The following is a 20,445-nucleotide window of genomic DNA, read 5'->3' as shown; positions in this document are numbered from 1 at the left end:
ATCGTAGTTCGTATCAAAGTTGAAAAACTTTTGGCTAGTAACAAAAGGCAATTTTGTCATAATTAGTTCCATGAGAGCCTTCACCCTAAGGTAGTCAGTCATTGCTTGTGCCGTAATCACTTGTATGATGGCCCAAAATCCTTCCAAGAAATTAATTTCCCCATTGACCTATTTTGAGAAGCTGTCCCACTGTAGACAAGCTTTTTGTCCAAATTGGAGAGTTGAGATATGCTTTCAAATTTGGATAGACCATCAAACATGTCTGATTTGATCGTTTGGGTAGCTTTGAATTCAATGATTTCCAAGTTTTCGCCATGGTCGACCAAGAGATCCACTTCATTACCTGATACATCTCTCCAATACCAAATGTCCTGTACGTTGTTTTGGTGATGCATTTGTTTGACATATTCTGCAATCATCATATTTTCAAAGACAGCACCTTTGATGGGGTTTTTGATCAGTTTTTCTCGGGAATTGATTTTTAGCAGATGGCACAGCAATCCTGTATCGTAGAAGTACAGCTTGGGCGTTTTAATGACCCGCTTACTGTAATTCTTGTAGTAGGGGTACAATTGGAATGTGATGTAGCTTTGATCTAATGCAGAGAGCCATGCTTTGGCAGTCGGTTGACTGATTCCGCAATCATTGGCCAATCCATTCAGGTTCAAGAGCTGTCCAGCCCGCGTCGCGCAGAGTGCAATAAAGTTTTGGAATAGCTTTAAATCTCTGATGGCGACCAATTCTCCAATGTCCCTATTTAAGTAGGTTTCTATATAGTTGGAATAGAATACTTTTGGCGGGATATTTCGGTCGTAGACGCCCGGGTAGAAGCCTTTGATTGATAAGTCGATTAAGTCATCTTCCATGAGTTGTGCCCCTTTCATTTCATTGAAATCTAAGGGAAACAGCTTGAAAATTGCGACTCTGCCAGCCAAACTCTGCGTGATGCTGTGCATCAAGTGGAAGTTTTGAGAGCCCGAAAGGACATACAGTCCCATTGCTCGATTTCTATTGTCAACGCTGCTTTGCAAATAAGAAAATAGTTCGGGCACTCGTTGTACTTCGTCGAAAATTACTTTAGAATGAAACTCTTCCAAAAAACCATTGGGATCAGTGGAGGCAAAGTTTCTGTTGTCGGGATTCTCTAAACTTATGTATCTAAAATCTGGGAATAGCTCTTTCAAAAGTGTTGTTTTACCGGATTGTCTTGGGCCGGTGAGCGCCAATATGGGATACATCTGGAGGGTATCTTTTATTGTCTGGACTATATGTCTGGTAATCAGTGTCATTTGTGCTTCAAATGTACATTGAATTTTGAAATATCACAAGTTGAATTTTGAATTATCATACATATAACTTTGAAATATATCATAGATAATTTTGATTTGTATTTTAGGTTATTTTGAAATATCTCGTACTAAATTTTGAACTATCACGAGTTAAATTGCTGTAAAACAATATGGTATGTTTTTTTGATAAAAAGTATGAACGAGTTCAAAACTGGAGTTAATCCTCGTCTCTATTGATGATTTCCATATCGAGGTCGGGGGGTAAGCCCTGGAAGGCCAGGTAGATTTGAGCAGTTACGAGGACATCTTTGAGACAGTAATCTTTGATGAGGTGAAGGTTTTTGTCCTGATAATAGGTCTGATTGACTTGTGAACCATCGATGCTGTCTTTGGAGGTAGGTATGTCAAAAACAGAAGCTAATAGCTCTAAGCGGGTATAGTGCTTGTAATCTCCAAATTTCCATAACTCCAGGGTGTCCAAATGTCGGATTTCCCAAGGTTTTTTCCCAGCCAACTGCAAGGGCTCGGGCAGTGGTAAGCGGTTGATCAGGATTCGTCTGCTCAGGTAGGGGAAGTCAAATTCCTTTCCATTGTGTGCGCATAGAGTCCAGCGCTTTTTGCTGAGGAGCGTGCAAAAGTCTGCTAGTAGCTCATATTCATCATCTCCATAGAAGCTTTTGGTACGGAATTCCAGTTTGTCCTCACCCTTTACAAAATGGAAATAGCCAACACCTATGCAGATGACCTTTCCAAACTCGGCATAGATGCCCGCTTTTTGGAAGAATAAGCTGCCAGGTTCTCGCTCTTGTGTAGGATCTGCTTGTATAAGTTTTTCTTTTTTGAGCCATTCCTCTTGCAACCTTGGAGGGAGTGTATCAAAGCTTTCCTCCAAACTTGCAGTCTCGATGTCCAAAAAAAGAATTTCTGCTAACTGTCCTAAAAAATCGTTCATAGCTGCTCTTATTGATTGATTGAAATTAACGCAACTTGAAGAAGTTTCCTAGCCGAGTATGTAACTTAAGTACTTAATCTATCAGCTATGCAACACGCCATCCAGGCCGAGCTCTTGGATATGTTGAATATGTTGGGGCTCCATGCTGCCTTGGACAAAGACGAATTTTTTATCAAAAATTTGGTCGAGGATATAGTAGCTGACCCAAAACTCATTGGTCAAAGCAAACAAGGCAGGGTCAATAGGTTCGATTTTTGCGATAGACTGGGCTCCTAGTTCTTTGATGACATGTCGGAGCGTAGAAGTCTTACGCTCTTCTCCGTCTATGGTCCCATAGCCTTTGGAGGTGATCATGACCGTATGTAGCTCGATCAGGTTATGGTTGATGATATACACGCCCCATTCTGTCTGTCCCTCAACTTCCTCTTTGGCTATGGCAAGTTTCACCCCCGTAACCGGGTGAAAGTTAATATCTTTTTTCATGCAGTAATTTAATCAGGCCCCAAAGTTAGGGATTTGAAAGGTCAAGGACAATTGTGAGATTAATGGATAGGTTTGAAAATTCTAACTAAGTTCATCAAACTCCCTACATACCTTGATGGATTCCTTCCATACCAACTTGGATTCAAAGTGAAGTTTTTCTTCTAATAGTCTTCGGCTTTGAGATTGATTGTATAGGGTCAATGCTTCTGAGACATATTCGGCCATCGTCATTCCCATTCTTTTTCGTAGTTCATTGGTTTCATTGAGCTTACTCTCGTCCAAGTTTATTTCCACGGTTTTCATAATCTGCTAATTTACTCAAAACTCCAATGTCAGAAGCTTATAGCTCATCAAGTCATCACTGAAATCATCCCGATTCATATTGTTAGTAGAAACGTACAGGCCTGCTTTTCCAACGAGGAAGTTGTCCGAAGAATGTACTTCAAAGGCTTCAAATAGGTGTTCCGCTAGGACATTCAATTCCTTATCCAAAACCATAATCCCTGTCAATGGCCTGGATCGCTCCATCAAACGAAGCTGATCAGTGTTGAAGGCTTTTTCTATGGGATAACCCGGGAGAAAGATTCTATAAAACACGTCTCGATAAGGATCGTACAAAAATGTTTCGTATTGATCGGATTCCAGTGTTTCGATAATGGCCTTATCGGGATTGGCAGGTAGTTCATTTACAACATTGAATTTTTCAATATGCTTGGACTTCACTTCTTTTGTGGCCACTACTAGGTTGGTTTTGGTGTCAAAAACCTGAATGCTATGGTCATAAAAGGGGGCGATATAAATCAAGTCAGCCCGCTTTGCCCAAGAGAAGTAAGATAGTTTTTTCCCCTGTTCCCAGTAATCTAAAGCATAGTAGACTTCATGCCATGCAGCCTCATCACTTGTTAAACTAGCGCTGTACACTAGTGATTGTTTTTGGATATCACTTGTGCTCATCCGATGATGGTCCATGAGAAATGGTTGGGCTCCAAATATCCTGTTATGAGACTTGAATAGTGGAATCATGCTTCCATTTCCGATATGAGAAACTCTATAGTTTCCCTCGGGTAAGGTCTGTTCCCAAAGCAATTCACCATCAAAGTTGATCATCCCTAATGCAGGAGGGTAAAATGTAACAAAAATGGAATCATTTCCTATTAAGGTTCCTCCAGTAAAGCGCCTTGACCGTTTTTCGTTGTCAAATTCAAGAGGGATAGTAAGTTTGAGTTTTCCTTCTGGAAATGAAGAAATCTGAAGTTTTTTAATAACGTGATTGTAAATCATTACATGTTCGCCCGAATCTGAATCAAAAAGGTGAATCATTCCAGGGTTAGAGGAGGCGAAGTCGATAGTTGGGACTTCTATTGTTTCGGGGGATAGTTTGATGACCACCGCAGTTTTTTGATTATTCCCTGAGGAACAAGCTGCAAACACTAGTAAAGCCAGATAACGTGACAGATTTTTCACAATAACTTCTAAAAACTGAGAAAATTGAATCAGCATAAAATTTAATTTCTCTAAACTAAAAAATAAATATGAAACTAAAAAATTGTTTCCTCCCCTGCTGCCTGGCCCCTCACAAAAAATGCTCACTGAACATTTTCTCAACGTTCGGTCCCCTAAAATCTGAAATCTAAAATCTCAAATCAACTCCATCCCAAACAACTCTACCAAGTGATTTTTGACTTTTTCCTTGACTTCTGACTCATCCATGGGCCTTCCCAATTCCAGATGTAAGGAGGTTACGGCCTTATCGGCGATGCCACATGGGACTATATTGCCAAAATAAGTGAGGTCAGCATTGACGTTGAAGGCAAAGCCGTGCATGGTCACCCAGCGACTGGATTTGACACCCATGGCGCAGATTTTCCGTGGATTCTTTTGTTCCACATGATCTAACCATACACCAGTGAGTCCATCGATTCTCCCAGCAGCTATGCCATAGTCAGCTAAGGTCAATATAATTGCTTCTTCCAGCAATCGTAAATACTTATGGATATCGGTAAAAAAGTTTTCCAAATCCAAAATGGGGTACCCTACCAATTGACCAGGCCCATGATAAGTGATGTCACCCCCTCGGTTGATTTTGTAAAAAGTAGCATGTTTTTCTTCTAAACCTTTTTCGTCCAATAGTAAGTGGGAAAGCTCGCCGCTTTTACCCAAGGTGTAGACATGTGGGTGCTCCACAAAAAGCAGATAGTTTTCCGTAGCTACCTGCGCTTCTGGAGCAGCTTTTCTATTGTCTATCTTTCGGGTGACAATACTTCCAAAGATGGATTCTTGATAATCCCAACAATCTTTGTAGTCCTTGAGGCCCAGGTCTAGAAATTTTACTTTTTTATTGATAACTTGATTCACGGATTTCGTAGAAGTTTGTTAGGAAACACGTACAGACGAAGGTAGGTTCTGAAATGTGTTTTCAGGATCTATTTTCAACTATTTTTCAAAAGTAACAATAATACCGATGGCAGCACACAACGAACAAGGAAAGCTTGCGGAAGAATTGACCAAGGAATGGTTGACGGGCAAGGGCTATATTTTCAGAGATGCCAATTACAGGCACGGACATGCTGAGATAGATCTGATTTTTGAATACCAGGGATTGTTAGTATTTGTGGAAGTGAAGTTCAGGAGTGGGACAGGCTTTGGCTATGCAGAAGAATTTGTGGATGGCACCAAACGTAAACTTCTCGTCAAAGCTGCCGACCATTACATTCATCAGAAGGATTGGCACAGGGATATCCGCTTTGATATAGTTGGTGTATACAAGGATCAGCGCAACAACTATCATTTCAAGCATTTTGAGGATGCTTTTTATTGACTATCTTCTTCTGATGGTCCTTTTTGGTCTGTGGGTTTGATTACTGATTCTTTGATTACTCCAGGATAGGATTTGATATGTAGGTCGCGCTGAGGGAAAGGAATTTCAATGTTATTTGTCTTAAAAGATTTGAATATAGCGCGCATGACTTCATCCCGGATGATGATCCATACATCAATGTCATCAACCCAAAATAGCACTCGGAAATTTATTGAGTTATCTGCAAAGGTTTGTAAATATACCCTTGGTACAGGTAGTGTCAAGATTCCTTCTCGTGTCAGTTGCTCATAGATGAGTTGTGTGACTAAATCAGGATCTGATTGATAGGCGACTCCAATAATTAATTCAACCCTTCTTTTTTTATCTGAAAGCGTCCAGTTGGTCAGTTGTTGTGCTAGTAGGTCTCCGTTGGGGATAATGATTTCTGCCCCATCGTAATTTTTGATTTTGGATGCACGGATCCCTATATCACTGACGGTTCCTTCTATAGTGCCTACCTGAATGATATCGCCAATTTCTATGGGTTTTTCGAAAGCTAAAATAATGCCCGAAACTAAGTTATTGACAATAGTCTGAAGACCAAAACCAATTCCAACTGACAAAGCTCCCAAGACTATGGCTATTTTATCTACCGGAATGCCAGATGCTGCTATAGCAATCAGAAAGCCAACAGAAAGCACCCCCAGTCGTAATAAAAGGATTGCAGAACCCAGTCTTTTTTTCTTTGCCGCGGCATATTGTTGGTCTTTGATAGAAGCAAAATATGCTACGTTATTGGCTAAAAAGGAGGAAATATAGACCACTAAAATAAACACCGCTACTTGCCCAAAGGTAAAAGAGGCATTGAGGATGTTGCGAGGTTTGGCTAGAGAATTCCCGATTGCTTCCAAAAGCGTATCAAGCAAGGAAAGACTTTCAAAGAAATAATACCCCCAAATGGCGATGGCTAATAGGGAAAAAAGCTTGGTAATTCTTTGTTGGATATCTTTAAAATCAATCATGGAGGTAAACTCTGATTGATTTTTTCGACTGACTTCTATTTGGAGGTAAATCATTTCTTTAATTACGATCAGAAAAACCAACAAACTCACCGCATGCATGAGGCTGAGGGTTGCAGTAATCCCGAGCATTTTTGCTAAGCTGAATCTCCCCAGAATATTCGCTAAAATGGCTACTGCTTGGAAGCCAATGTATACGTTGGTGATTTTACTCAGATAAGGGGGAAGTGAGTTTTCTGCATCCGTTGCAATAACTTTTTTCAGTTGTAAGCCTAATAGGATTGCTATAATACCAAAGGCTAATAAATACCAGCGTTCATTGTAGCTAATCTCCCAATAAAGATTGCTGATTAAGCTAAATACAAATAAGATAAATAAACCACCCCATACTTTCAAGGCGGGTTTATTGATACGATTGGTGAGTAATATTCCTGAAAAAGAGACCATAAAGAAAAGAATAACAGCAAAAAGTGTCACAGGTGGATTGGTGAAAAAGAAAGGTGAAATAGCCAATATTAGCAAAGAAGAAGCAACTAAGGTGAATTTGTGAATGTAAACCAGCCTTCCCAGTATGATAGAGGCAAATTCTTTTTCTTGTTCGATTTTTTTGATGTTCGTACTAGTCCACCAATAGAGTACCCCGATGGAGGTCAATAGGAAAAATAAAACTCCCATGTGGCTGGTGATGTAGCGGGAAACGATCAATCCGTTGAACCTTAGGGAAGCTTTGAAAATATCGAGGAGACGTTCTGTGTCTGGAAAATCCCTTTTTTCCCATAGGTAGTTGTTTTCTTTATCAAGTAAGCTCCTTTCAAGAGTTCTCCGTTGGGATTGTATTCGTTCTCCAACCAATGCTAGATTAATGCTTACTCTGGATATTCTGCTAAGGTAATTGGCATTGACCATGCGAGCTTCCTGAAGGGATTTTTCTAGTTGCCCTAATTTTTTAGAAAGGTCTTTCTTGGCTTGGGTATATTCTTCAAATCCAATGGTACTTTCCTTGCCCAACTGCCAAATTCCATCCGTCTTAATGGAATCAACGACTGTTCGAAATCCTAAAAGTTGCTCCATTTTAACCAAGACTGGCTTTTCGGCTTCATTCAATTGTGATTTGATACCAGAAAGTAAATTGTCCAAGGCATTGATGTAGCGAAGATTGATCCGAGACTCCTGACTGTCAAGCCGTGACTGAATGACAGTTGCTATTCGTTCGGCACTTGGCAAAATGTCAGCGAGTATTGTAGTGTCTACTTCAGCCTCCAAACCTCTGATGATGGAATTGATGGCAATATTGAACTGTTGAATTCTCTTAATATTTTGCTCCAAGCTAGCTTGAGGAGCTTGGACTGTTTCTGTATTTCCTTGGGTAAGGACTTGCTGAGATGATACCTGCCCCAACAAAAGTTGCTGAGCGAGTATTAATTGAAGGGTAAGGACTACTAAAAAAAGCCTTTGCAGCATATTTTTTTCTTTAAATGTAAACAGAATTCCACAAAGTTTTAAAATGTTAGAAACTTGAGCTATTATTTTTTGTTATACCTTAGCAACAATCGGCAAGCACTGTTCTCACGTTAAAGCTTGTTAAACTCCCTGACATAAAATTAAATTTGCTTGGTTTTTGATTGCGGTAGCTTAGTGATTTACGTACAAAATTAAGAACTTAAATTTACAGGATATGAATAAAGGTCAGTTTTTCCTAGGTATCATTGTCGCCTCTATGATCGGAGGTATCATAGCATTGGCAGGGGCAAGCTACCTGTCCAAGCAAAATTCGGCAACCAATTTTACGGATAAGCAAAACACCAGTTTGGTCAATTGGCTTTCGGATGATAAGTTTATTGTGCCAGAAGGGATCAATTTTGTAGCCTCTGCAGAGCAAGTAACACCCGCAGTTGTCCATGTCAAAAGTTCAGTTACCGTAGCTCAACAGCAAAGAGGTATGGATCCCCTAGAGGAGCTTTTTGGTTTTAGACAGCCAGATCGAAGAGGCGCCCCTAGGCAGGGACAGAGTTCAGGATCGGGTGTGATCATCTCTGAGGATGGGTATATAGTGACAAATAACCATGTCATTGAAAACGCTACAAAAGTAGATATCTCATTATCTGACAATACGCGCTACACTGCACGTGTCATAGGTACGGATCCTACCACTGATTTAGCATTATTAAAAGTGGAGGCCAAAGGCTTGCCATACGTGAAGTTTGGAGACTCAGATCAGGTGAAGGTTGGTGAGTGGGTATTGGCCGTGGGTAACCCATTTGACTTGACATCTACCGTTACTGCTGGGATCATTTCTGCGAAAGCGAGAAATATTGGGATTTTAAGAGATTTAGAAAATAACCTTCAGATTGAATCTTTCTTGCAGACAGATGCTGTGGTAAATCCTGGAAACTCTGGTGGTGCCTTGGTGAATCTTAAAGGAGAATTAATCGGTATCAATACAGCGATTGCCTCTCGTACAGGTACCTTCAATGGCTATGCATTTGCCGTGCCTACGTCTATTGTGAAAAAAGTAATGGATGATTTACTGGAATACGGTACTGTTCAAAGAGGTATTTTGGGAGTTACCATCAGAAATGTCAACCCTGAGCTGGAAGAGGAATTGAATAAGACTTTAGGAGTCTCTCGAGGTGTGTATGTTTCTGGTGTCAATGATGGTAGCGGAGGTGCAGAGGCTGGTTTGAAGGAAGGTGATATTATCGTTGGTATTGACGGTGTGGAAACAGAATCAGTAGCCCGACTGCAAGAAATGGTTGCAAGAAAGAGACCTGGAGACAAAGTAGAAGTTGCTTACTTAAGGAATGGAAAAGAAACAAAGGTAAAAGCAACATTGAAAAATATTTCAGGTGATACAAAGATTATCAGAAAGGAACTGCCGAAGCGTGCAACGTTTGAAGGGATCATATTTGAAGATGTCAAGGACGACTTGAAAAACCGCTTGAGTATTTCTGGTGGAGCTAGCATTATCAGTATCAATAATGAGGAATGGAGAAAATCAGGTGCTAAAGTTGGCTTTATCATTACCTCTGTAATTGGTTCAGATGGAAGATATAGAATTTCTGGTGCCGAAGATTTGAATAATGTACTTGCTGACAACAAAGGAGAAGAAGTAGTAATCCTTGGAGTATATCCTTCTGGTCAGGAGTATTACTTTGAAGTTAAAATCAAATAATTGATTGATTGCAAAGAAATAAAAAGGCCGCTCAGTTGAAGAGCGGCCTTTTTTTTATCGGAATCATATAGAAGGTTTCGTAATTGAAGATCTATTGCGTATGTTGGGTTTAATGTACTTCCAATAGCATGAATTGATATGGTTCAAAGTGAAGGAATTCATGATCCATTCCTACCTCAAGAGTGACTCCGTTCCAGAGATCCAGCAATCTTTCAGGCTTTTCGGTATATTCACGGAAAGCATACCAGCTGATTTGAGTAGCATATGCGCTGAAGTTAAAAGCGCCAAAGAAGCGTTTTCCTTCATCTTCCCGCAAAAAGACAGTCACATGGTTGCTTTGAGGACTGGACCAAACTAGATTTTTGAGGTCAGCTAGTTGTGGGAGCTGTTTACGGATAGCAATCAGCTTTTGTGTGCCTTGGTAAATCTTTTGTTCAACAGTGCCTTCAAGTTGAATATTGGCAGCTTTTTCCCAATCTATCAAAGGCCTGTGCATCCAGCGGTTATCGTAACTTTTGGCAGGATCATCATAGAAGCTGTAATCGTTGGTATAGCCAATCTCATCCCCGTAAAATAACATAGGTAATCCACCCAAAACTAGGGAGTGTGCCTGCATCAACAAAATCTTCTGAATGGATTCTTCAATTTTAGAGGTGTTGTTTGTTTCAAGTGCTAGTTCCAAACCACACAAGGATGCCAATGTTCCGCTGATTCGGGCATCTCCTGTTTTCGGATTGAAGGAGAATAATGCTCCTTTGGAAGGACTGTTGGGGTAATTCCCCGAATAAAAGTCCGTGATGAATTTTCGGTGATGATAAGGATTCTTACCGATGCTTCGGATCATTTCATCTGTATAGCCCAAGCCAATATCATCATGGCATCGGGTGTAGGTGATCCAAGATGTTCCATAAGGTTTTTGAAGCATCAAATGCTGTGCACTCATCAATAATTCAGTGTCCCCGGTGGCCAAGGTATCCCATTGCAAAGCCATATGTGTAGCATTATAGGCAAAATCACATTCTTTAGCGGTGTAAGGTCCTGTACCGAAATACTTGATGATTTCCTGAGGAGCGACGATCGCCTCACCCAAGAGCGCCATGCCTGGTGCAGCTACCAATACACAATGTTTGATGAGTTGCAAAAGACTATGTACTTGAGGAAGGTTTTGACTGGTGGTGCCCGTTTGTTTCCAGATAAAGGCTGGTGCATCTACACGTAATACATCTACACCCAAATTGGCATAAAAAAGGACATTGTCCACCATTTCTTTCAATACGATAGGATTCATGTAATTCAAATCCCATTGGTAATTGTGAAATACTGTCATCACCCATCGGTTGCATTCGGGAACCCAGGTGAAGTTGCCCGGTGCTCCCTCAGGGAAGATTTCTGGCATGCTTTGTTCGTACTGATTGGGTATCCATCGATTATCGTACATGTAGAAGAAGCTCTGATAGTAGGGATCACCCGCTTTCGCTTTTTCCGCCCATTCGTGTTTGTGGGAAGTGTGATTCAGTACGATGTCCAACATCAGGTACATGCCTTTTTCATGCATGAGTTTACGCAACTTTTCCAAATCCTGTAAGTTTCCGAATTTTGTATCTACTTTTCGGAAATTGGAGACAGCATAACCTCCATCACTTTCTCCCTCAGGACTTTCAAATAGCGGCATCAGGTGTAGGAAATTTACGCCCAAATCCTCTAAATACGGGAGCTTAGATGGCATATCTTGCAGCTTACCTGCAAATCTGTCCACATACAAGCTCATTCCTACAATTTCATTACTCAAAAACCAATGGTCTTTTGTTGCTTTCTCTTTATCTCTCGCTTGTAGATCCATAGCACGATTTTGACCCTGCTGAATGACTTGGACTATCAGTAATTCAAATTGCTCATCCTTATGAGGATGGGTGCTGTAGAGCTCATAAAATAATTTGCCAATCACTTCCAAATGAGTTTCCAATCGTTGAATGACGGCAGTGTCTTTTGGACGGATGTTTAGCGCATATTTAGCAATGATTCGGAGAATGAAATCATTGTGGGTGATCGTCGATGGCATAATTGATGGTTGGTAGAAAGAATGAATAGTATTTAATTTTTTTTAATGTCCCCCTCCCATAGGGGCCTTGATAGTATCTACATCGTGCGTTTCTTTGATTCGGAGCACTGCCGCAGCGGCTCCAAGCAATAGTAGACCAGCAAATAGGATGGCAGTTCCCGGATCATTGCCCAAGAAGTTTTTGGAAATAAATCCAAAGGTCAATGTTTGTAGAATCATAGGAATTACAATCATCATGTTGATGATGCCCATGTACACGCCGTAGCGTTCTTTTGGAATTTCATTCACTACCAATAAGTAAGGAATTCCCATCATACTTGCCCACGCTATTCCAAATCCTGTCATTGGGGCAAATAGTAAATATTTATTTTCAATAAAGGGGAAAATCAATAAGCCAACTCCAGCCATGATCAAACAAACGAAGTGCACTTTTCGAGGCCCATATTTCTTGGCAACCCCCACGAGTCCAAATGCTGTAAGGAAGGTGACAATATTGTACCAGCCATTTACGAGACCTGTCCAGCCTACTGCCTCCTCAAAAAGCTTCATGTCAGCTGTAGGAGATGTTTTCCATACAGATTGTGCAATACTTTTTGCTGCATTCTGCCAGTAAACAAATAGCGCATACCACTGAAATAAATACACCAAGGCAAGCTGCCACATCACTTTAGGCATGACAACTATAGAATTGACAATTTCCAAGTTTTGCCCAAAAAGCACAGAGAGTCTTGGGTTATTTTCGATCGCATCAATTTGTCTTTTGATCAGCCCGCGTGAAAAAATAGAGGGTATCAATAAAAGGGCGAAATAAATGTAAATCAATAAGGATGTGATGATAGACAAGAAAAACTGAATCACCAGGTTTGGTTTGCCTTCCTGATGTTTTCGTAATTCTTTCAATTCTTCTTCTGTGGGTGGAATTTCAGTGGTTTTTGAGATACTCCACATAACCGATGTGATGGAACAGATGGTCCCCAAAAAGAAGGAAGCATACACCCATACAGGCAAAGAACCAGCTGTACCAGGGATGTATTTTTGAAAAACAAAGAGAGAAACATTGGCCAAAGTAATTCCCAGCCCGGTGAAAAAACTTTGGGTTAGAAATCCTTTGGCAAACTGATCTTCGGGCATGGTGTCTGCAATTAAAGCCCGGTAAGGCTCCATAGCAGTATTGTTAGCAGCATCCAATACCCAGAGTAATCCAGCAGCCATCCAAAGACTGCTACTGAACGGATACAGAAATAAGCAAATACTACAAAAAACAGCACCAATAAAAAAGTAAGGCTTCCTTCGGCCAAACCTTGGAGACCATGTTTTGTCACTCAAGGCTCCAATGATGGGTTGAATCAAGAGACCTGTCATGGGGCCTGCTAAATTCAGAATAGGAATTTCATGTGGTTGCGCCCCCAACATATCATAGATGGGGTTGACAGCACTTTGCTGCAAGCCAAAGCTGTATTGAATGCCGAAAAACCCGACATTCATGTTGATAATTTGACTAAAGGATAAACGAGCTTTTTGGTTCATCTTGGGTTGTATGGGTTTAATATGTGTAAGCGCATTGTTGGCAAGCCACTCAACCCTACCAAATTATAAAAAAATATTTGGAGTTTGATATACTTAGGCCTTTGAAAACACCTAGAAAAGTGGCTTTAAAGCCTATTTTTTAGTGAAAAATTAGGTTTTCGGGAAGTCTAAAACGTTTGCGGAGAAGTGGGGAATTTTTTTAAGAAAATTAGAATTTCGTAAAATTTAACCTTTAGGTCTTTTAGCCGGATTCTTCTTATTGTGGAAGCACGATAAAACTTTCACCATTTTCTTTTCATCATTTACGATAAAAAAAAGTGAATATGGGTACTTCTTTAATTTTGCGATCGAATATTTTTGTATCTGATTTCAAAGAAAGGAGAACTGGATAAAAGCGTGTATAAGTTTTCGAGGGATACTAAAAATCTAAAGGCAGCTGTGGGGCTTTTGATGAAATAGTAGTCAAGCGCCTCTTCTATCTCTAGTTGGGCACGAGGAGATAAAATCACCTTATACACCATACTTTTTGAGTAACAATTTCATTGATTCCTCAGCTGTAATGTAAGTGCTTTCATCTTCTTGCAATCTTTCTTCCAAAGTCAACTTCATTTCGGTTGACAAATTAATGCTGTCATTATCTTCCTCAACAATGATTGTTATGGGTTTTGATTGGAAAGCGGTTTTAATTGACTCAATAATGTCTATATTCAATTCTTGGGCCGAGTTCAAATGGTATTTGGTAGTCATAACGCTTAATTTTTCAATAAATCACAATTTACAAGGTAAATTCTTTAAGTAAAAATAGTAAGATGAGTTAATTCAACCAACTCCCATCACATCAAGAGACTCTTCAAGATGCGATGGGAGTAGTTTTATTATTTAAACTTCGTTATTTAACAGAATCGCATCCAAATCCTCTCCAGGCAGTGCGATGATGGATTCACTTGCTTCATCCCATGCTATTTTTCTGCCAATTTTGTACGAAAGTCCGGCCATATGGGCAGCTATGGCCTCTTCAAATCCTTCCTGAATACCGCAACTTGGCTCTCCTCCATTTCGGATACAGCTCAGCCATTCGCGTATATGCAAAAAGGTAGAGTCCACTCTTTTCCCATCCCGATACGTCCATAATAAGCCTTTGTCTGCAAAGTATTTGGCCGTAGCTGAGGTGACTGCATCTACTCCACTTGCGCTTGGGTCATACTGAAATATGGGGACATTGGGATCGATCCTACCATCATCTAATAAGTCACGGTATTTGGTTGATCTTGGGTCTGCGTAGATGCTTAGTGTATTTCCTAGTTTCATACTGGCATCATGCCCCATCAATACAGTTCCTCTTTCAAATTGATTTCCTAGCGTGGCACTGTAAACAAAGGTCATCCCTTTTTCTTTTGATTCTCGTTGTGTTCCCCCCGTGCTAAACTCCGGAAACTCCATATTGACATGCATGACATCGGGGACATTCCTACCATCTCTATGAGTGTAAATTCCCCCGGATGCTGTCACATATTTAGGAATGCCCATTTTCAAAATGCAATTGATACGGTCATAGTCATGGGTCAATAAGTCTCCCGATAAACCGGAACCATAGGCCCACCACTTTCTCCATCGGAAAAAATGCTCGGTGTTAAAAGGTACTTGGGGTGCTGTTCCCAAGAAAGCGTTCCAATTGATGGTTTCAGGGGATGCTTCTGGATGTATATCGTATTGCCAGGCTCCATTGTCATCGTTACGGTTCGTAGTGGTCATGATCAGCGAAACATGTCCAAGGGTATTTTTTTCCAAGGCATCCATAGCGGTAAGGAAACTTTGGGTCTGTCGGTGCTGATGACCTACCGCAAATACTGCTGTTGGATTTTTTCTGCAAGCTTCCCGTAGTGTGTATGTCTCCTCAATCGTGTGAGTCATTGGTTTTTCCAGATACACATGAATTCCTGCTTCTATGGCTGCTTGGGCCATTGGGGCATGCCAATGGTCAGGAGTAGCGATGATAATTGCATCAATTTCCCCACTATGGATCATATCCAGGTAAGTATCGTAGCGCTTACAGGTATTGTCATTGGTGTTGAATGATCTGAGTGCATTTTCAGCCCTTACATCAAAGATGTCACAAATACCGCTTAGCTTGACATTCAGATTTTCTTGTGCTTTGAAGTCTGCCAGTCGCATATCATTAGGGTTTTTTCGCTCGTTTTCTGCCATCTCTTCCAGCCACTCATTCGTGGCAAAGCCTAGTGAGCGCATCAACTGCTCTCCTCTGATCCCAAAACCAATCACCCCAATCCTTAAAGGTTCACCACTCATGGGGCCACTTTCGGGTGGAGGAGTGGCTTTGATATTGAGTTTTTCAAGTAGAAAATCTCTTTCTAGCTTACTTTTTTTATCATGATTGATTCCCGCAAACCAAACTGCTCCCAAAATAGGAATGCCTCCTAGGCTTTTCAACAAGTCTCTTCTCGAAAACCCTTTGAATAATTTTTTATCTTCTGCCATGGTCTTTGGTGATTAGGTTGTGGAAGGATTGATTTCTTTTTTGACAAATAGCCGGTCTAAGCCAACAAATGAGGAAGTTGGAAAGAGGAATATGACAAACAAGGCAGCTGCTTCGATCAGGTTTTTATTGATGATCCAATAGCTTCCTTCGCTAGGCCCTAATGGATAGCCTGGAAAAGGTGGGTGGGCTAGATAATAAAAAATCAATAATGCGATTCCAATGATACTACCCCAACTACTTTTGAAGCCTAATAGTAGACTTACGCCTACAAAGATCAAAGCAGCGATGTTTAGCGTATCTGTGAAAGAAATCATTGAGTCTGAGGCAAGCCAGCCAAAAAAACCTTCCATGTAGGTCGCGCTAAGTAAGTAGCCTTTTGCAGTCCAAGAGGGACTATACAATTTGATGACTCCTTCATAGAGAAAATGCCAGCCGATTAATATCCTTAGCAGGACTAAACTGACTAGCTGAATTTGATTGAAATTGAGTTTATCGTTCATAGTCTGAGTAAATAGAATGAAAGAACGATATTACTGATTTTTGAAAACAAAAAACCTGATGAAAATCAGGTTTTTATATGATTGTGGTAGTGTTGGTTTACTTATTCTTGTTTTTCAGTCACTCTTTTGGATAAATTACTCGTACGTTGAATAAATTGGTCAATGCTTCTCAATTCTAAATCAACAAACTGTCCTTTATCCCGAAGGCTGCTTAGGTGATTACGGTAATTGCTAAATGCCTCAATTGCTTTGTCAAATTCCCCTAGGCGTTGATAAATTAAACCTTCTTCTTTATAAAGCTCTGGGAATTCTTCCCATGATTTGGCTCGCCCTTTTTCAATGTATGCTAAGGCAAGTTGATTGGATTCTAAATCATTGTATTGCTTTCTGATGATTCTGCTCATTAAGAAATAATCCATGTCTGTGGTCAATCCATGATCTTCCAATCGCTGAATCATTTGGTAGGCTGTCCCATAATGCTTGAAGTGAAATTGGGTCCAAGCTGCCACACTGATGGCCGGGGCAAGCTGTGTGATAAAGGCTATTTCGTCATGATTAACAACTTCTGGGTAGGTTCGTAAAAACTGACGTGCAGTTTTATTTGCTAAATTCCGTTGTTCCATAGTATACTCAGCCCCAATATTACTTCGGGTATTTCTCGATAAAAAATACACAGAAGCACCTAAATCTGCAGCCAATCCATAATCATGCCATCGTCCTGTATTGACTTCATCGACCGCCATAGCGGTTGCAGCTGCTACAGCTGTGATAGTACCCCAGATGCGTGCATTTCTTTCTGCTTTCAAGGCTCTGTTGAAGTTAATGAGATTATGTTCTAACACCACATGGGAAATATTTTCAGCCAGTAGATGAATAAGTTGTTCCTCTGTTTTTAATGTAGCCAACAAGCCAGTTGTCAACACAATCATTCCATTATCAAAAGCGAAACTTGTTTCTTCTGGGGATTTTAATACTAGAATACTGAAATTCCGCTGACGTTCTTTAAGCATTTCGAACGGGTGAATGGCCAAAGTCAATTGATACAAATAATCACTTAACAATTCATCTTCAAAAATCAGGTTATTTTTCAAAGCGGTTGTGTAATAGTCCATGGCGTCTTCGTAGAGCTCCTGCCGCTTTTCTTGTTCCCAACCCACTTTGGTGATTTCATCAGCTCGGTTGGTAAACCATACTTCTTCCCAAAAATCCATCTCAGGGTTTAAGATAGTGACTCGGTCTTCATCAATAAATTTGCGATTCCCGTAACTGATGTATCCATATTGTTTGGTGATTCCATCAAATTTCATTCGTTGGGAGACTAGGGTGATGGTGTCTCCAGCTGCATATTCTCCAGCAGACCTGAGTAAGACCCCCTTTAACTGAATGACATCCTGTGCGCCAACTAACCCTGTCAGTAATACGAGGATAAATGAAAAAACAAATTTGTGCATAGCTTCTATTCGTTGGTTATGTTTAGTTACGATAGAATTAACCTGCTAGTTGTTTAATCTTTTGAATTGAGTCAAAAAATTCTTCTTTCAGTGTGAAAAATAAAATTTAATTCGGTATTCATTTATTTGATTTCTTTTTTTGTCACCCTTTCACAGGTTGTTCATGCTCAAATAATGCTTTTTCTCCCTACGGATGATTTGTTTGCTGAAATCTGTTCAGGTAAAAGATTGGAATTTGCCGGGAGTTCATTATTCGAACTCAAAATAATTTTAACTAATCCGTTTGTATGCATTATATATTATGATTATCCGCTTTTATTCCAGTAGCTAAACAAATGAATATATTCATTATGCTTTCAAGCATCTGTTGACAGTGGATAGTTGACTGTGGTCCATTATCCGCAATAGTTCGGATATTATTTTGACTCTTGCTTAATTGCGGTTAATCACATTATATATTTATTCGTTTGCTTTCAACAAAAGCAGCAAGTCTCTTCATAGCTTCTTTGATAGCCAAGAGAGTTTGACTCGAAATCACCATTCGGAACCATCCCTTTTCTAGATGACCAAAGCCATTCGTTGGAGTTAAGAGAATGCCTGTTTTTTCAAAGATTTCAAGCCATAGTTTTTCTTCTCCTGAAGTACTGTTTTCTGATAAAAATTCAGAAAGATTGAGCCATACAAATAGACTGCCACGGGAAGGAGTATATGGGATTCTAAGTTTTTTAAGGCTCATCACGATAGCTATATAGTTTTCTGTGAGGGCTTCTTGTCCATGAGCTATAAACTTTTCCATAAAGTCAACATCCTTCAAAACTTCCTGCAATAGCCATTGGGTATGATTAGAGATGCAATGTGACAGTCCTACATTTCTGTAACCTTGGATAAGTTCGTCGTTATGCGAATACAAGGTCCCAATCCGAAAGCCTGAAATCCCTAGATCCTTGGAGAAAGAATACCAAAAGTGGAGATAAGGGCTTTTTTTATGCTCGATGATGGATAAAAAAGTCTGGAATGGGTACGTGTCTTGATAATCTTCCTGGATTGCAGGATGGGTGATGTCCAACAAGGAAAGCGCATAAATTTCATTGACAATCAGATGAATTCGATTTGCAATACACCAGTCTGAAAGTATTCCCAATGTCTCTGGGTTATAAATTTTTCCGGAAGGGTTGTTTGGCTGAGTTAGGATCAGTAATTTGAATTGGCTTCCTGAAGTCTCTATGGTCGATTTGGCAGTTGCTAAGGCTGCAATAGACAAGTCATCCGTCAAATCAAAGCGTTGAATTCCTGAAAATACCTGTAGATCTGCTGTATATACTGGATAGCTTGGAGCAGGGATAACAGCCGTATCGCCTGAGTTTGCTAGCAAAAAGCTTGTCATTTCAATCACCCCTGTAGCGCCAGCGGAACAGGCAAGTCTTGCTGCATCAAGACCTTTTTCAGGCTGAAGAAAATGATTGAAATAGTTACAGACTGACTCACGGAAACTTAAGACACCGGCAGGGTCTCCATAACTTGCTACCCAATCGGGTATGGTTTGTTCAGCACTGATTTGTTCCATTTTAGCCTTGAGCAATTCCCAACCCAAATGGTTTTCAGCCATGTTCATAGGAATCGCTCCAGAAGGATTCTCCTGTGGATGATAGGGGTTTTCCAGTGCTTGGTAGTACAGTTCCAAGTCTACCCGCATGGCGTTTGTTGCGGCAGCCTTGCCTCTTTGACTAAGTGTGGGATGTTGGCTCATTTGTTTGGGATGTTTTTTTGAGGGTTAGTAAAGCAACGGTAAGAAGAATCAGGATAGTTCCCAACCAATCCATTCCGGTAAATAAGATACCTAGCCAAACTACTGCGGTAATTGCTGCTGACAAAGGTTCCACACTGCACAGTAAAGACGCTGTTTGTGCACCAATCAGATTCAATGAATGTAAGAAAATTGAAAATGGAATAACTGTTCCGAAAACAATGATAAAGCCAACTGCTAAATAAGTTTCTATGTCCCAAATACCACTCCAATACCAAGGTTGTGTGTACAGGGCAAAGGTTACACCTCCAATTAGCATGCCCCAAGCAGTGACTGTGTTAGAGGAAAATCTCTGCAAGAGTTGCACAGGTTGTATGGTATAAAAGGCCAAAGCCAAAGCCGATAAAATCCCCCAGATGATGGCATCTTTAGAGATGACCAAACTTTCAATGGTTCCATGGGTTACCAGCAAAAAGATTCCTACACTTGCCAAAACAAGCGCGGCATACTCTCGCCAAGTGGGCCATCTTCTGTATTTGATAGCATAAAAAGCCACTACAAATACGGGTCCGACATATTGTAGGATGGTAGCAGTGGCTGCATTGGATAGAGAGATGCTGTAGAAGTAGGTGTACTGCACGGTGACCATGCCAATAGCACCAAAGAGAAAAAGTTCAAGCCCATCTTTGGGTTTTTTCCAAATATGCTGTATATCAGCTCCAGCCTTGCTAAAACCATAGCTCAACAAAATGATGCCCGCAATCAGCATTCTCCAAGTAACCAACCAATCGGGCGCAATGGATTTTTGTTCAAATAAAAATTGAGCAACTGTCCCGGAGATGCCCCACAAAACTGCCGCCGTAAGGGCCATGATATAACCTGATACAGCTTTGGAGCTGCTTACTCGGACCATATGTTTGAAATTTTAGCGAATCTAAGGATTCGTTCATTGAAA

At 40.5% G+C, this 20,445-nt stretch carries 17 protein-coding genes; 2 read left to right on the top strand and 15 right to left on the bottom strand.

What is annotated here, in order from left to right; genetic code table 11:
* Positions 1–116 precede the first annotated feature (116 nt).
* From IPZ59_RS02075 to lipB, 6 genes are all read right to left on the bottom strand, one after another.
* Entirely contained in the window at positions 117–1,238 is a 1,122-nt protein-coding gene (locus tag IPZ59_RS02075; protein ID WP_262912245.1) for an ATP-binding protein, read from the bottom strand.
* 268 nt (positions 1,239–1,506) lie between these two features.
* Positions 1,507–2,241 (bottom strand): 3'-5' exonuclease, encoded by a 735-nt coding sequence (locus IPZ59_RS02070; protein WP_236138226.1) that lies wholly within the window; start codon positions 2,239–2,241, stop codon positions 1,507–1,509.
* A gap of 81 nt (positions 2,242–2,322) precedes the next feature.
* Positions 2,323–2,724 carry a hypothetical protein gene (locus IPZ59_RS02065; RefSeq protein WP_236138225.1) on the bottom strand — a complete coding sequence of 134 codons (402 nt, stop codon included), beginning with the start codon at positions 2,722–2,724 and terminating at the stop codon, positions 2,323–2,325.
* Positions 2,725–2,805: 81 nt separating this feature from the next.
* Complete coding sequence (locus IPZ59_RS02060) at positions 2,806–3,027, bottom strand: hypothetical protein (RefSeq protein WP_236138224.1); 222 nt, start codon at positions 3,025–3,027, stop codon at positions 2,806–2,808.
* 15 nt (positions 3,028–3,042) lie between these two features.
* Positions 3,043–4,224 carry a DUF4221 family protein gene (locus IPZ59_RS02055; protein ID WP_236138223.1) on the bottom strand — a complete coding sequence of 394 codons (1,182 nt, stop codon included), beginning with the start codon at positions 4,222–4,224 and terminating at the stop codon, positions 3,043–3,045.
* Positions 4,225–4,362: 138 nt separating this feature from the next.
* Positions 4,363–5,079 carry a lipoyl(octanoyl) transferase LipB gene (lipB, locus tag IPZ59_RS02050; RefSeq protein ID WP_236138222.1) on the bottom strand — a complete coding sequence of 239 codons (717 nt, stop codon included), beginning with the start codon at positions 5,077–5,079 and terminating at the stop codon, positions 4,363–4,365.
* A gap of 106 nt (positions 5,080–5,185) precedes the next feature.
* Between lipB and IPZ59_RS02045 the strand changes: the two genes are divergently transcribed.
* Positions 5,186–5,542: a YraN family protein gene (locus tag IPZ59_RS02045; RefSeq protein WP_236138221.1), complete on the top strand. Its 357-nt coding sequence runs from the start codon at positions 5,186–5,188 to the stop codon at positions 5,540–5,542.
* Here IPZ59_RS02045 and IPZ59_RS02040 read toward each other — a convergent pair.
* Positions 5,536–8,001 (bottom strand): mechanosensitive ion channel family protein, encoded by a 2,466-nt coding sequence (locus IPZ59_RS02040; RefSeq protein ID WP_236138220.1) that lies wholly within the window; start codon positions 7,999–8,001, stop codon positions 5,536–5,538. The two genes, IPZ59_RS02045 and IPZ59_RS02040, sit on opposite strands and share 7 nt — an antisense overlap.
* A gap of 214 nt (positions 8,002–8,215) precedes the next feature.
* Between IPZ59_RS02040 and IPZ59_RS02035 the strand changes: the two genes are divergently transcribed.
* Complete coding sequence (locus tag IPZ59_RS02035) at positions 8,216–9,712, top strand: trypsin-like peptidase domain-containing protein (RefSeq protein ID WP_236138219.1); 1,497 nt, start codon at positions 8,216–8,218, stop codon at positions 9,710–9,712.
* 109 nt (positions 9,713–9,821) lie between these two features.
* Here the strand turns inward: IPZ59_RS02035 and IPZ59_RS02030 are convergent, their stop codons facing one another.
* The 8 genes from IPZ59_RS02030 to IPZ59_RS01995 all read right to left on the bottom strand — a co-directional run bounded on the left by IPZ59_RS02030 (position 9,822) and on the right by IPZ59_RS01995 (position 20,403).
* Positions 9,822–11,771 carry an amylosucrase gene (locus tag IPZ59_RS02030; protein ID WP_236138218.1) on the bottom strand — a complete coding sequence of 650 codons (1,950 nt, stop codon included), beginning with the start codon at positions 11,769–11,771 and terminating at the stop codon, positions 9,822–9,824.
* A gap of 42 nt (positions 11,772–11,813) precedes the next feature.
* The gene (locus IPZ59_RS02025; protein WP_236138217.1) at positions 11,814–13,298 is read right to left on the bottom strand and encodes an MFS transporter; all 1,485 of its coding nucleotides are present in this window, start codon (positions 13,296–13,298) and stop codon (positions 11,814–11,816) included.
* Between the two features lie 510 nt (positions 13,299–13,808).
* The gene (locus tag IPZ59_RS02020) at positions 13,809–14,045 is read right to left on the bottom strand and encodes a hypothetical protein (RefSeq protein WP_236138216.1); all 237 of its coding nucleotides are present in this window, start codon (positions 14,043–14,045) and stop codon (positions 13,809–13,811) included.
* A 132-nt stretch (positions 14,046–14,177) separates the two neighbouring features.
* On the bottom strand, positions 14,178–15,794 hold the full coding sequence (locus IPZ59_RS02015; protein ID WP_236138215.1) for a Gfo/Idh/MocA family protein: 1,617 nt from the start codon (positions 15,792–15,794) through the stop codon (positions 14,178–14,180).
* Positions 15,795–15,806: 12 nt separating this feature from the next.
* Entirely contained in the window at positions 15,807–16,295 is a 489-nt protein-coding gene (locus IPZ59_RS02010; RefSeq protein WP_236138214.1) for a DoxX family membrane protein, read from the bottom strand.
* Between the two features lie 101 nt (positions 16,296–16,396).
* Positions 16,397–17,746 carry a M48 family metalloprotease gene (locus IPZ59_RS02005; RefSeq protein ID WP_236138213.1) on the bottom strand — a complete coding sequence of 450 codons (1,350 nt, stop codon included), beginning with the start codon at positions 17,744–17,746 and terminating at the stop codon, positions 16,397–16,399.
* Positions 17,747–18,197: 451 nt separating this feature from the next.
* Positions 18,198–19,493, bottom strand: a complete 1,296-nt coding sequence (locus IPZ59_RS02000; protein ID WP_236138212.1) for an aminotransferase class I/II-fold pyridoxal phosphate-dependent enzyme — start codon at positions 19,491–19,493, stop codon at positions 18,198–18,200.
* Positions 19,471–20,403, bottom strand: a complete 933-nt coding sequence (locus tag IPZ59_RS01995) for a DMT family transporter (protein WP_236138211.1) — start codon at positions 20,401–20,403, stop codon at positions 19,471–19,473. The genes IPZ59_RS02000 and IPZ59_RS01995 overlap by 23 nt, the downstream gene beginning before the upstream one ends.
* Between the last annotated feature and the right edge of the window lie 42 nt (positions 20,404–20,445).

The organism is Mongoliitalea daihaiensis, assembly GCF_021596945.1.
Lineage (GTDB): Bacteria > Bacteroidota > Bacteroidia > Cytophagales > Cyclobacteriaceae > Mongoliitalea > Mongoliitalea daihaiensis.
The sequence above is the reverse complement of the archived record's forward strand: the minus strand, read 5'-3'. Positions and strand labels throughout refer to the sequence as shown.

What these genes read in the sequence shown, in the direction of transcription:
- IPZ59_RS02075 (WP_262912245.1), bottom strand. Translation starts at nt 1,238, where the DNA reads ATGTATCCCATATTGGCGCTCACCGGCCCAAGACAATCCGGTAAAACA.
- IPZ59_RS02070 (WP_236138226.1), bottom strand. Translation starts at nt 2,241, where the DNA reads ATGAACGATTTTTTAGGACAGTTAGCAGAAATTCTTTTTTTGGACATC.
- IPZ59_RS02065 (WP_236138225.1), bottom strand. Translation starts at nt 2,724, where the DNA reads ATGAAAAAAGATATTAACTTTCACCCGGTTACGGGGGTGAAACTTGCC.
- IPZ59_RS02060 (WP_236138224.1), bottom strand. Translation starts at nt 3,027, where the DNA reads ATGAAAACCGTGGAAATAAACTTGGACGAGAGTAAGCTCAATGAAACC.
- IPZ59_RS02055 (WP_236138223.1), bottom strand. Translation starts at nt 4,224, where the DNA reads ATGCTGATTCAATTTTCTCAGTTTTTAGAAGTTATTGTGAAAAATCTG.
- IPZ59_RS02045 (WP_236138221.1), top strand. Translation starts at nt 5,186, where the DNA reads ATGGCAGCACACAACGAACAAGGAAAGCTTGCGGAAGAATTGACCAAG.
- IPZ59_RS02040 (WP_236138220.1), bottom strand. Translation starts at nt 8,001, where the DNA reads ATGCTGCAAAGGCTTTTTTTAGTAGTCCTTACCCTTCAATTAATACTC.
- IPZ59_RS02035 (WP_236138219.1), top strand. Translation starts at nt 8,216, where the DNA reads ATGAATAAAGGTCAGTTTTTCCTAGGTATCATTGTCGCCTCTATGATC.
- IPZ59_RS02030 (WP_236138218.1), bottom strand. Translation starts at nt 11,771, where the DNA reads ATGCCATCGACGATCACCCACAATGATTTCATTCTCCGAATCATTGCT.
- IPZ59_RS02025 (WP_236138217.1), bottom strand. Translation starts at nt 13,298, where the DNA reads ATGAACCAAAAAGCTCGTTTATCCTTTAGTCAAATTATCAACATGAAT.
- IPZ59_RS02020 (WP_236138216.1), bottom strand. Translation starts at nt 14,045, where the DNA reads ATGACTACCAAATACCATTTGAACTCGGCCCAAGAATTGAATATAGAC.
- IPZ59_RS02015 (WP_236138215.1), bottom strand. Translation starts at nt 15,794, where the DNA reads ATGGCAGAAGATAAAAAATTATTCAAAGGGTTTTCGAGAAGAGACTTG.
- IPZ59_RS02010 (WP_236138214.1), bottom strand. Translation starts at nt 16,295, where the DNA reads ATGAACGATAAACTCAATTTCAATCAAATTCAGCTAGTCAGTTTAGTC.
- IPZ59_RS02005 (WP_236138213.1), bottom strand. Translation starts at nt 17,746, where the DNA reads ATGCACAAATTTGTTTTTTCATTTATCCTCGTATTACTGACAGGGTTA.
- IPZ59_RS02000 (WP_236138212.1), bottom strand. Translation starts at nt 19,493, where the DNA reads ATGAGCCAACATCCCACACTTAGTCAAAGAGGCAAGGCTGCCGCAACA.
- IPZ59_RS01995 (WP_236138211.1), bottom strand. Translation starts at nt 20,403, where the DNA reads ATGGTCCGAGTAAGCAGCTCCAAAGCTGTATCAGGTTATATCATGGCC.